12 protein-coding genes are annotated in these 12,405 nt (G+C 34.8%); 5 read left to right on the top strand and 7 right to left on the bottom strand.

Annotated features, from left to right (window positions below; translation table 11 throughout):
• Positions 1-6 precede the first annotated feature (6 nt).
• The 4 genes from DN408_RS20830 to DN408_RS20815 form a co-directional block, all read right to left on the bottom strand.
• Positions 7-870: a DNA-3-methyladenine glycosylase family protein gene (locus DN408_RS20830; RefSeq protein WP_050000837.1), complete on the bottom strand. Its 864-nt coding sequence runs from the start codon at positions 868-870 to the stop codon at positions 7-9.
• Between the two features lie 59 nt (positions 871-929).
• Positions 930-1,712 carry a delta-lactam-biosynthetic de-N-acetylase gene (pdaA, locus tag DN408_RS20825; RefSeq protein WP_002029593.1) on the bottom strand — a complete coding sequence of 261 codons (783 nt, stop codon included), beginning with the start codon at positions 1,710-1,712 and terminating at the stop codon, positions 930-932.
• Between the two features lie 126 nt (positions 1,713-1,838).
• On the bottom strand, positions 1,839-3,362 hold the full coding sequence (gene fumA / locus DN408_RS20820; RefSeq protein ID WP_179957911.1) for a class I fumarate hydratase: 1,524 nt from the start codon (positions 3,360-3,362) through the stop codon (positions 1,839-1,841).
• Positions 3,363-3,568: 206 nt separating this feature from the next.
• Entirely contained in the window at positions 3,569-3,751 is a 183-nt protein-coding gene (locus DN408_RS20815) for an SE1561 family protein (RefSeq protein WP_002010264.1), read from the bottom strand.
• A gap of 212 nt (positions 3,752-3,963) precedes the next feature.
• Here DN408_RS20815 and yfkAB point away from each other — a divergent pair, with 212 nt between their 5' ends.
• The gene (gene yfkAB / locus DN408_RS20810; protein WP_002125019.1) at positions 3,964-5,091 is read left to right on the top strand and encodes a radical SAM/CxCxxxxC motif protein YfkAB; all 1,128 of its coding nucleotides are present in this window, start codon (positions 3,964-3,966) and stop codon (positions 5,089-5,091) included.
• A 37-nt stretch (positions 5,092-5,128) separates the two neighbouring features.
• Here yfkAB and DN408_RS20805 read toward each other — a convergent pair whose 3' ends face one another.
• Together DN408_RS20805 and cax are read right to left on the bottom strand one after the other, a co-directional pair.
• Positions 5,129-5,926 carry a YfkD famly protein gene (locus DN408_RS20805; protein WP_002125017.1) on the bottom strand — a complete coding sequence of 266 codons (798 nt, stop codon included), beginning with the start codon at positions 5,924-5,926 and terminating at the stop codon, positions 5,129-5,131.
• 81 nt (positions 5,927-6,007) lie between these two features.
• Positions 6,008-7,063 carry a calcium/proton exchanger gene (cax, locus tag DN408_RS20800; RefSeq protein WP_078178182.1) on the bottom strand — a complete coding sequence of 352 codons (1,056 nt, stop codon included), beginning with the start codon at positions 7,061-7,063 and terminating at the stop codon, positions 6,008-6,010.
• A 179-nt stretch (positions 7,064-7,242) separates the two neighbouring features.
• On the opposite strand from cax, the gene DN408_RS20795 reads away from it, so the two are divergent.
• The 3 genes from DN408_RS20795 (at position 7,243) to DN408_RS20785 (ending at position 8,498) form a co-directional block, all read left to right on the top strand.
• Positions 7,243-7,659 (top strand): pyridoxamine 5'-phosphate oxidase family protein, encoded by a 417-nt coding sequence (locus DN408_RS20795; RefSeq protein ID WP_002140268.1) that lies wholly within the window; start codon positions 7,243-7,245, stop codon positions 7,657-7,659.
• A 156-nt stretch (positions 7,660-7,815) separates the two neighbouring features.
• Positions 7,816-7,962: a BH0509 family protein gene (locus DN408_RS20790; protein WP_026008701.1), complete on the top strand. Its 147-nt coding sequence runs from the start codon at positions 7,816-7,818 to the stop codon at positions 7,960-7,962.
• A 107-nt stretch (positions 7,963-8,069) separates the two neighbouring features.
• Entirely contained in the window at positions 8,070-8,498 is a 429-nt protein-coding gene (locus DN408_RS20785) for an EamA family transporter (RefSeq protein WP_002029573.1), read from the top strand.
• A 14-nt stretch (positions 8,499-8,512) separates the two neighbouring features.
• On the opposite strand, the gene DN408_RS20780 is transcribed toward DN408_RS20785, so the two are convergent.
• The gene (locus DN408_RS20780) at positions 8,513-9,106 is read right to left on the bottom strand and encodes a DedA family protein (protein WP_002029574.1); all 594 of its coding nucleotides are present in this window, start codon (positions 9,104-9,106) and stop codon (positions 8,513-8,515) included.
• A 476-nt stretch (positions 9,107-9,582) separates the two neighbouring features.
• Here DN408_RS20780 and DN408_RS20775 point away from each other — a divergent pair, with 476 nt between their 5' ends.
• Positions 9,583-12,366 carry a tetratricopeptide repeat protein gene (locus tag DN408_RS20775; RefSeq protein WP_050000835.1) on the top strand — a complete coding sequence of 928 codons (2,784 nt, stop codon included), beginning with the start codon at positions 9,583-9,585 and terminating at the stop codon, positions 12,364-12,366.
• The last annotated feature ends 39 nt before the right edge of the window (positions 12,367-12,405 follow it).

Below are 12,405 nucleotides of genomic sequence, written 5' to 3'. Positions count from 1 at the left end.
ACACCTCTACTCTATACTTTTCCATAAATATAACGCTGCATAACTGCAATATGGTTCACACTCTTGTTTCACTTTTTCTAAAAATGCATCATCAGGCTTATTATCTAATTGAAATACACCTTGCACTGCGCGCTGAATTCCAATGTCTGCTTTTGGAAACATATTTTTCCGACCAAGCCCAAACATTAAAAAGTTTTGCACTGTCCATGCTCCAATACCCCTTATTGGTAACAATTGTGCCGATACTTCTTCTTCTGTTTCGTTTTGTATCCTTGCTAAATCTAATTTACCGCCTACAATATGTTTTGCTAATCCTACTATATATTCGGCTTTTCGCTGACTAAACTTCTGCTCTCTCAATTCTTCTATTGAAATGTTTGCTACTCTTTCTGGTGTTGGGAAAAAGAAAACGCCGTTCTTCTCTGTCCCATATCGTTTTACAAATTGATCTGTTAGCACAGTAGCAAATTTCAAATTTATTTGTTGATGAATAATACAGCGAAGAAGACAAGCGAAATAATCAAATTCTAAAATAATTGGAGTATAAGCATATGTTTCAAATAGTGGACGTAATGATGTGTTTAAAAAATGATTTTGTATATTTTGAAACGGTTCATTCCAGTGAAAAATGGATTTCATTCGTTTCATTACTTTCTCTTGATCTCCTGCCTGACTAGAGATCCAAAACTGTGGATTTTGAACAGTACCAATCCCTTGCAAACGAACAACAATCTGTTCTTCGTCTATAAAAAGCGGGACATAAATTACTTTCTCGTCTAATTGAATAACGTTTAACGGGTCGAAAGATAAACGCTTTAGTACTTCCTCAAAATGGTACGGATATTCTAACGTAACATGTTCGCTCCACATACGTTTCCCCATCCTTTTTACACATCATTATAGCATGAGAAAACCGCAAGCATACATGCTTACGGTTGATTGCTTTTTACTAAATCATCTAGGCTTTTAAAATGATACCCTTTCTCGCGCAAATCATCAATGATTTTCGCAAGTGCTTCTGCATTATCTTTTGATATTGCATGAAGTAACAAAACAGATCCTGGATGAATCATAGTCATTACATTATTATGAGCGTATTGCCATCCTCTTTGCTGATCTACTTTCCAATCAAGAAATGCAAGCGACCAAAACACGTTATAATATCCCATGTCTTTCGTAAGCGCTAGCGTTCTTTCACTAAACACGCCTCGCGGAGGGCGTACATATTTCACTTCTTTTTGCCCAGTAACTTTTTTAATCTCTTCCGTTACGCTCGTTAATTCTTCACGAAGTTTTGCATCATTTACTGTTGTAAAATCTGGATGACTCCAAGAATGATTACCAATAATATGTCCTTCATTTTTCATTCTTAATAATAAATCTTTTTGTGTTTTTATATAATGTCCCGTCACAAAGAAAGTTGCTGGTACTTTTTTCTCCTTCAGTACATCTAAAATCTTTCCTGTATATCCATTTTCGTATCCATTATCAAATGTTAAATAAATATCTTTTTTCTTCGTATCTCCTAAATAAAACCCACCATTTTTTTGTAGTAATTCTGTATATAGTTTCCCTGCATCTGGCACCGTTTCATTTTTAGGACGTGGGATTCCCCAGTTATGTGGTGTATTCGTATAAGCAAATGTTGAAACTGGAACAAGTGCCATCATAATTGAAAAAATGAGACCTATATATAACCATTTATATTTCATAAATAGTCTCCTTTCCATATATAATCGTACCTGTAGTTTCTGTTTCCCTGCTTTCTTTCATGCTGAACATGTTTTTCTATATATACCAAAAAAATGCACCTCGAATAATTCGAGATGCACTTCTCTTTACTTAAATACAGGTTCTTTAAAGCTCGCCAATTTTTCAAGTGATGTTTTATCAACATCAGCATGTAGACTTTTACCATGAGAATCCATCGTTACAACTGCTTTAAAACCATCGATACGTAAATGCCACATTGCCTCTGGGATACCGAATTGTAAGAAATCAACATCTTTCACTTCTTTAATACATTCAGCATAATATTGCGCTGCACCACCAATTGCATTTAAGTACACACCACCGTGTTCTTCTAAAGCTGCTAATGTTTTAGCACCCATACCACCTTTACCAATTACAGCACGAATACCGAACTTTTTCATAATATCGCCTTGATATGGCTCTTCACGAATACTTGTCGTTGGACCTGCCGCTTTAATTTGCCAATTATCATTTTCATCTTTCACTACAACTGGACCACAATGATAAATAATTTGTCCCTTTAAATCTACTGGACAATCGTTATCCATTAAATGTTTATGAATCGCATCACGTCCTGTATACATCATGCCGTTAATTGTAACAACATCACCAACACGAAGTTCACGAATTTGCTCTTCTGTAATTGGAGCTTGTAATACGATTTCACGCTGCTCTGTTTGTTCTTGCGCAGTTTCTTGTTGAAGTGTATCTTCACCTTCCTGGTACAACCAATCCATAATTTCACCTGTTTTAGGACGAATTGTTACACCAAGACGACGATATGCCCAACAATTATACGCAACAGATACGTAGAAGCTCGCTGGCAAACGATTATATACTCCAATTTTGCAACCTAATAAAGTTGTTTCTCCGCCAAATCCCATCGTACCAATGCCAAGCTTATTCGCATTCTCTAATACATACTCTTCAAGCTTGTGTAATTCTGGAACTGGATTTACATCATCTAATGTACGGAATAATTGATTTTTTGCTAATTCGTAACCTGATGTGCGGTCTCCCCCGATACCGACGCCGATTACTCCTGCGCTACACCCTTGACCTTGCGCTTGATATACTGCATGAAGAAGGCATTTACGAATTCCTTCTAAATCACGCCCAGCTCGTCCAAGTCCTTCTATTTCACAAGGCAGGCTATATTGAATATTTTTATTCTCACAACCGCCGCCCTTTAAAATTAAACGTGCATCAATGTAATCTTTTTCCCATTGTTCAAACTTAATAACAGGTGTACCTGGTCCTAAATTGTTTCCGCTATTGTCTCCAAAAAGAGAATCAACAGAGTTTGGACGAAGTTTACCATCTTTTGTCGCCCGCTCAAGCGCACTATAGATAGCTTCCTTCAGTTTTAATTGATTCACACCAACTGGTGTATAAATTTTAAACGTTGGCATCCCTGTATCTTGGCAAATTGGCGAGATATTATCATCTGCCATTTTAATGTTATTCGTAATTGTGCCAAGTGCCATCGCCGAACGAGTTCCTGCATTTTCTCGTTCTTTCGCTTGTTGAATTGCGCGACGAACATCTTTCGGTAAGTTCGTTGACGTTTCAACAATTAGTTGATACATGCTTTCTTGAAGCTTTTCCATTGTTACTTCCCCCTCAATTGTGAACGCTACCAAAACGTTATGAAATGAAAATTCCATTGTTATACTCTTCAGCTGTTTATTTATTTCACGCCATTAAAGGTTAAATGAAATTTTTCACAATTTGATTATACCTTTTTTTCTATATTCCTTCTATTATCCGTACAGAAAAAGGCTGCCAATTTTGTAGTGGCAGCCTTTTTAATATATTATTCGTCTTTTTTAAATTGCTCACATTTCAGTTCTAATTCATCTAACATTGCAAGAAGACGATCTACATCCTCTAATTCTACCTCTTCTGGTTCAATCGTATCAATTACTTCAATGAACATATTTAAACGTTCTTTCAAATATACTAGTTGTGAATCTTTACCTTGAATTGCTTTTCCCATGAAGGCACTCTCCTTTTAATTCGAGTTGCTTTTATTATACCGCAAAAATGATTGCTATGGGCATGTAATTTCATCAATTTCGTCACAGTAATTCATTATAATGTAAGCCCTCTCTCTTTTTTCACAAAAAGTTTCACTTTATAAAAAGCACATATTCTTCTATTATAGAGAATGGACAAATTGTTATTTCAATAGTCAAAGGAGTATTTCATATGACGATATCACAAATAATGAAGCCGATTACTCCTTCTTACGATCCATGGGAAGCGTATATGGACCTTGAAGAGTACGGCAAACTACTATTAACAAACGTTGAGTTTACAACGACGACGTTATGCAATATGCGTTGCGAGCATTGCGCTGTTGGTTACACATTACAGCCGAAAGATCCAAACCCGCTTCCGATGGAGCTTTTATTAAAACGATTAGATGAGATTCCTCATTTACGTTCTTTAAGTATTACAGGCGGAGAACCTATGCTTTCAAAAAAATCCGTCGACAACTATGTAACACCACTCTTAAAATACGCCCATGAACGAGGCGTTCGCACTCAAATCAACTCAAACTTAACTATAGATTTAGCACGTTACGAACAAATTATTCCCTACTTAGATGTATTGCACATTTCACATAACTGGGGAACAATCGATGACTTCGTTGAAGGCGGATTTGCAATGATGGAGCGTAAGCCTACTTATGAACAGCGCGCTAAATTATTTGAAAGAATGATTACAAATAGTAAAGCTCTATCAGAGGCAGGTGTACTCGTATCAGCCGAAACTATGTTAAACAAACGAACTCTACCACATATTGAACATATTCACCGTCAAATCGTTGAAGAAATGGGCTGTAAACGTCATGAAGTTCACCCGATGTATCCGAGTGACTTCGCTAGCACACTTGAAATTTTAACAAAAGAAGAAATTCGAAATGCAGTTGAACATTTATTAGAGATCCGTGATGAAAATGTGTGGATGTTATTCGGAACATTACCTTTCTATGCATGTAGTGATAATGAACACGATTTAGCTACACTAAAGAAATTACATGAAAGTAAAAATGTAACTGTCCGCAATGATCCAGATGGTCGTTCTCGTTTGAACGTAAATATTTTCGATGGAAATATTATCGTGACCGACTTCGGTGATGTCCCGCTTCTAGGTAATGTACAAACAAATACACTACAAGAAGCTTACGACAAATGGTGTGACTCAAAAACAGCAAAATCATTAAGTTGCCATTGTCCTGCTGTGAAATGCCTTGGACCGAATGTTCTTGTAAAAAATAGCTACTATCCAAAAGAAGATTTCTTATCAAAAACATCAAACATTATGTTATAAATAAAAAACGTCAGCTTATAGGCTGACGTTTTTTATTTCATTGTGCATGCGATGAAGAAACAAATTTAAAAAATAAATGATCATGAATTGGAATAGCGGCTCCGATTCCTTGAGATGTAATATTTTTCACGACAAGCTTTTTTTGATTCCCTTTTAACACAAGGTAGACTTCTCCAAATGTTACTTTTCCTTTTTCATTTACTGCTGGTGTATACGCATATAAATATCCAAGTTGACTTGGACTAATATTATAAACACGCTCATGTCCGGTACCATAACCAATGGTTGTTTTAAATGAAAGTGGCAATTGTACTTTTTCAAGCGCTTTTAGAAGCATCATTTTTTTCACATCTGTAGTATCTTTCATATCTGCTGTTAAATCACCTTCGATTGTCTTTTGGGTTTCTTGCTTATAGCGAAGTGGGTATAAGCGATCCCCTCCGCGATTATCATATACATTTCGATTTACTTGCTTATATTCCCAATTAATCGATGTGTCTATTGACTCATAATTTAATGCCCATTGTCCTAAATAAATTTTCGCTCGGTACCCTACTGCAAGCGGTGCATTCGAAATTGTCGTTTCATTAAACATTCGAATTAAATCTGGGTTTTCAATTTTAATATTTGCTGTTTTCAATAGTTCTTGCGCAAACTTACTTGGCTGTAAACGCGGTAAATCTTGTGCGTCATTTGGAAATGTATTATCCTTTGAAATATTTAAAACAGATGAAGGCATTTTTACTTCTACCGTTGTCTTTGCAAAACTACTGTTAGGAAATAATAAAATAAACGAGACCATGGTTGAAAGACATATGCTGTATACTCGTTTCACCTGTCTGGCTCCTTCCTACGTAAAGGTATATAAATTACTGTATTTAGTGTTTTCCCTCTGAAGCATTGTTATCCCTATTTTTCATAATAAATAAAAACCAATTCCCATAATGACATACGCAGCTAATAAAGTGCCTCCTTCAAACCAGTTTGTATCCCCATCATTTGAAATGGCGATAGTTAAGAAAACAGCTGTAATCATAGAAACAAGTTCTGGTATTGTAAATACTAGAGGCATCTTTTGTGCAAAAAGCATCGAAAGAATTACTAACACAGGAGCAACAAACATGGCGATTTGTAATGTAGAACCTACTGCAATTTCTACTGCGATATTTACTTTATTTTTATATGCCATAATAATCGCAGATGCATGTTCTGCTGCATTACCAACAATCGCAACGATGATAACCCCTATAAATAACTCTGACCAGCCAAATGACTTTGCAACCGTTTCAAAAGTATGTACGAGTGCCTCTGAAACATAAGCTACCGCAATTGTTGCTATCGCTAAAACGAGTAGCGCTTTACCTTTCGACCACTCAGGCTCCTCCTCATGTACTTCTTCATCGCTCTTATGTTGATATACACCGCGGTGCGTAACTAACTTAAATAGCAATGCAGCAAGGTACATAATGATCATGATAATAGAAACACCAATACTTAATTGATACGTCTTTCCAGCATCCATCTTCATTGAAAAAATCTCTGGAATAACAAAGGCTACGACAACAGCAAATATTAATAAAGCTGAATTATGTCTTGCATCATAAACATTGAAACTTTGTCTTTTATACTTAAGGCCACCTATAAAGAAGGATAACCCTCCTACCAGTAATAAGTTTCCAAGTACAGAACCAGTTAAGGAAGCTAAAACAACTTCTGTTAATCCTGCCTGGAGTGCAAAAATTGAAATGATAAGTTCCACGGCATTACCGAAAGTTGCATTTAATAAACCACCTATCCGAGGCCCAGAAACAATTGCTAAACTTTCTGTCGCCCTCCCCATAAAACCAGCTAATGCAATAATAGTAATGCAGTATACAGCAAACATAATAGTTTGTGGCCAATGAAGTGTTTTTCCGATTACAGAAAGTGGTACACCTATAAGCGCTACTATGAGAAATATTTTATTAAACATGCTTTTCATCCTTCCATCGTATGTATTTCTCCTCGATATTATTATTATTCATCTCCTAACTTGTCCGATTTCATCACAATTACGTTTAAAAAATCGGATTGAAGAAAACAGTATGAAAGATATTTAAATTATCTTGTCCAGACAGAAAAAATTATGAATTATGAAAAGAGGCTAAAAATATGCACTTAAAAGAAAAAATCGCAACTATTATTCAAGGTCAACGCACTGGTGTATTATCTACTGTACGTAACGATAAGCCACATAGCGCCTTTATGATGTTTTTCCACGAAGATTTTGTACTATATGTTGCAACAGATCGAAATTCAAAAAAGATAACAGATATTGAAAAAAATCCCAATGTACATGTACTACTTGGACGTGAAGGAAAGAAATTAGATGAGGATTACATTGAAGTTGAAGGTATAGCTTCCATCGAAGAAGATCAAACATTAAAAAACAAATTTTGGACTAATAGCTTAAAACGCTGGTTACTCGGTGCGGAAGACCCTAATTACGTACTAATAAAAATCAATCCCGATACAATTTATTACATCGATAGTGCTGGTACGACCGAGCCTGAGTTTTTACGACTATAAAATAAAAACAAGCCCCCCTTAGGTGGGCTTGTTTTGTCGAAAGGTTCTTCTGAAAAAAACAATAAAATAGGTGGAACTTTCTAAAGATTCTGTTATATAATAGCAGTAACTTAAATAAACTGTATTAAAACAGATTGAGGGGAGAAATTAAAATTGATGAAAAGAGAAGAACGAAAAAACATGATTGAGTTTATTGAAAAGAAAAAAGGGATTGAACGTGAAGAATTATTATTTATGACGGATGATGAAGTAGAGCATATTTATAATGTAACGTACTTTTTATATGAAGAAATAGCAGAGTAGTATAATAAACCCCCACCTTATTAAAAATATAGGGCGGGGGTTTATTTCGTTTTTATACATGAGAATGATTTTCATGTATAATAATGTAAGATTGGAGGAGTTTCACTATGAGTTCATGGCTATTATTCGCACTATTATCAGCAATTGCTGCTGCCCTCGTATCTATTTTCGGAAAGATTGGCTTAGATGGAATCGATGCCAACGTCGCAACAACGGTTCGCTCTATTATTATGGCATTATTTATGGTAGGAGTTATTATTATACAAGGTAAATTTCAAAATATCGGTGATGTCCTCCTAAATAAAAAAGCACTGCTATTTATCACATTAAGTGGAATCGCTGGTGCTTCGTCATGGCTATTTTATTTTCTTGCGTTAAAAACAGGAAAAGTTTCACAAGTAGCACCTATCGATAAATTAAGTGTAGTATTTTCCATTATTCTCGCGATGATTATATTAGGTGAAAAGTTAAACTTTATGACCGGTATTGGTGTAGTCTTTATTACAGCTGGTGTATTATTTATTGCTTTCAGCTAAAAAAACCGCTATTATTAGCGGTTTTTTCTTTTCCTTATGTAAATCCACACAATCAATATTACAATTGCCGAAACTAATAAAATCCATATTCCATAATGATGTAAACTATATTCAACAAAGCGCCACTTTTCTCCCAGTTTCCAACCTAAGCCAATAAAAACACTTATCCAAATTAGTGCACCACCGTAAGCATACAAACAAAATCGCCACAATGTTAAATTTGAAACTCCAGCAAAATATGCTGTTAAATGACGTACTCCCGGTATAAAGTAGCCAATCATTAAAAGAAATGGACCGTATTTTTCAAATAAAATATGTGTTTTTTCAATATGATGTTCCTTAATTCTAACTTTCGGACCATATTTTTTTAAAACAGGGAGCCCAAGTTTTAAACCTAATATGTAACTTAATGTAATGCCAAGCATTGCACCTGCCATTCCACTTAAAAAAGCAGCTGTTCCTGACATAACTCCTTTTGAAATGTTATATCCAATAAAAGTCAATAAAAACTCATCCGGTATAGGTAATCCAACAATCCCGCCAGCTAAAGCTATAATAATTCCAAAATATCCATAATGTGCGATTAACTCGCCAATATGTTGTTCCATTCGGAAGACACATCCTATACACGATCGTTATCCCATATTGTGCCCATTCTATCTTTAAGACAAACATGGTATACATATTCACTATACATTGTTTTTATAATGAACTCTACTTCTATTCCATTCCTTAAATAGAGATTTAATCGGTGGTTTTTTATCCATCCCTACTGATTATTGGCCTGAACCAATCGGGATTTTACGGGCAGCAGGTCTCCCACTTAACTTCCTTGCATTCGCTCAATTTTGGAGTAGGAGTCCTACTGCCTATAAATAGCGAGATAAAAAAATAAAAATTCATAGGCTTATTTTTTTGTTACAATAAAGGGAAGTTACTTTTTGCAACGGTTTAACTCTCAAGAAAAATGATATATCTAGCAAAAACATAGTTTGGTCTATATAATGCAACTTCTACCTATTAGAGTAACATGCACCCTTTTACATACAACATCATTTTTCTAAATTATACAGGGGGAACGAACATGACCATTGAAAAACAATTTATCCAAAAGATTTACTATAAAACATTTTTAACAGAAGACTCTTCCATTCCGGTAGCGGAAGTACTCGGTGAAGCATATATAAATGAATCAAAAAATGAATTCTCCAATATATCTAATATTCGCTTTGCACAAGGTGAAGTTTATTTTCAAACTAACGACTTTGAAGCCGCTATATTCAAATGGGAGAAAGTAAATAATGAACTTGCTCTCTGGGCTATGAAGAATATTGCAGATGCTTATTTCGAATTAGATTTCTTGCCAAAAGCAGAAGAAATTTATACATCTATCCAAACAGAAGATACAACCCTTACAATGGAAGTTTCCCTACAACTTCTTTCCCTTTATATAGAGCAAAATCGTTTAGGACTAGCATTTAAGACGATTAGCGAGGCTGTTGCATTTCAACCAGACTATCCAAATATTACTGCAATCGCTCGATCGTTCTATGAAAAACAAGAAGATTGGAATAATGCTATTGAACTCGCTGTTCAAGAAGGAATTCGAACAAAATCATTACACTGGTTCGATACTTTAATCAATTATGTGAACAGAGGCTTTACTAAAAAAATTAAACCTGAGTATTTCTATGAATCTTTAAAAGCCTTATATACAATTGATCAAGTTCAATTTAAAGAGCTTGTTATCTCACTTTGGAACAGCTATGAAAATGAATCATTCCATCTCCCTTGGATTCAAACAATAAATCACCTATTCTTACATGTTGAAGTAGATGCTCATGACGATTGGAATGAAATTTCTACTCGCTATCAAGAGACGTACTTCGAATTGATTACTGGACAACATTTCATGCACGAATTACAAGGACTTGTACCAGATTTATTAACAAATTGGTTTAGTTTAATGAGAGCGGAAGATTCTTTACTTGTATCCGCAGCAGTATTAGCATGGAATGAAGTTTCACCGACAACTCTAGAATCATTACTCGTAAAAAGCGCAGGTGCCTTACTTTCAAATACATCAGCTCATGCAAATGTTGATATGGCAGACGTATCAGCATTATTTGAAACGATTGCTGTATGGGCTGAGAAGAATGATGTAGATTTAGGTCATCAATTCACACTACTTGTTCGTGAGTTATACGATTTAACTGTTACACAACTTCTAGTAGCAGGAGCTAGCGATTATGATAAATCAGCCTTTATTAACTCTATACTAGGAGAAAATATATTAAATGAGGCTATAACAACTTCAATTACATTTAAAGATGATAGTCAAACTGAAATAACTGAGCTTACAGAACTAGATATACGAAATATACCAAACTTTGACGAACTTCATAACATACTAGCGGTACCTTCTCAGTCAAAACTAGAAAGAAAATGTATTGAAGTTAAATTACCAAGTAGATTTTTACGAAAAAATAAGTTTTCATTCCTTGTCACACCTACTGTGCATGGACAACTTGACAAAAACAGCTCTCACTTTGAATACTTACAGGCAGCAGATAGTCTCATCTATGTCCTAAATTCAGCTTCACCATTACATGATGAAGAGCTCGATACATTATTATATATTCGTGAGCAAGTACCAAATTTACAAATTAAATTCGTCTTACAAACAATTGATACGAATACTAGTGAAAATATCACGAACAGCATTAAAAAGAAAATACTCGTACATTTCCCAGAAGCACACTTTTTCCCTTACTCTCCTTCACAAGAGAGTAGTGAACAGCTAGGTAACGTAACAGACTCTATTCTTTCTAACCTTACTAAGCGTAACGTGGAAAAAGAACGCATTGAAAAATTATTATGGTTTATCCAAAAAACAATTGCATACCTTGTAAATGAACGTGTGGAATTAGAAAATACGTTAGTGAAATCCGTTCGCTGGAATAAACATATTTTAGTAAAACTTGATGGTTTTATTAATAATCTTACTGCCATTCAAAAAGATAAAATTCGTTCTATTACAGAATCTTATCTCTTAACGAAAGAAGAGATTACGCAGGATATACATTCTCAAATTCCTGAATTGTTGCAGAGTTGCTCTGACCTCGTTCAAGAAGATAGTGATTTCAAACTGGTCCATGAAGAACTAAATGTAGCAATGAATGAAAGAATTCAAAAACATGTACAGCAAGTGCTTCTTCCTAAATTTACTGGGTCTATTCAAGAATGGATTGAAACTGCTCATAATGAATTCATTCAAGCTCAAGCTTATTTAGATGAAATGAGCGATACCTTTAATAAGCTCTATGAGGAAGAGCGTATTAAACTTCCTTGTGATTTCAAATTACTAGATGACTGGGATAGAGATGTTGCAAGAATGACGAATAGAATTACAGTAGCTAACATCAATATTTTATTACGCTTTACACCGACACAATTTTTCTTAAAGAGTGCAGGGAAATTATTCGGTAATATGCAAAAAAATCAATCTATGCTATCAAATAAATATAAACAATATATTGAAACAGAAGATTATACAGAAGTTGCTCAGATGATTTCAAAACAATTCTTCCTTCAATTTGAAGTATTTGAAGGTGCGCTAGAACGGGATATCATGATGTTCTTTAAAGACCCTCTTAGCATATTGAAACAAACCGTAGAAGCGGCCCAACTTGAAATACAAGAAGATGAGCAAACATTAACAAAGCTAAGAACAAACCCAGAAACTTATCATGATCCTTTAACACTCTTTAAATTGCAATTGTTACAACGAAAATTCATGTTAAATATCGACCAAAATAATGAACATATTGCTTCACAAGAAACAATAAATAAAACACCAACTGTTTAAATAAGAAAAACCAAGCAACTAATTCGCTTGGTTTTTCTT

Origin of the sequence: Bacillus sp. AR13-1 (assembly GCF_008042285.1) — a bacterium.
Taxonomy (GTDB): Bacteria; Bacillota; Bacilli; order Bacillales; family Bacillaceae_G; genus Bacillus_A; species Bacillus_A mycoides.
The sequence above is the reverse complement of the archived record's forward strand: the minus strand, read 5'-3'. Positions and strand labels throughout refer to the sequence as shown.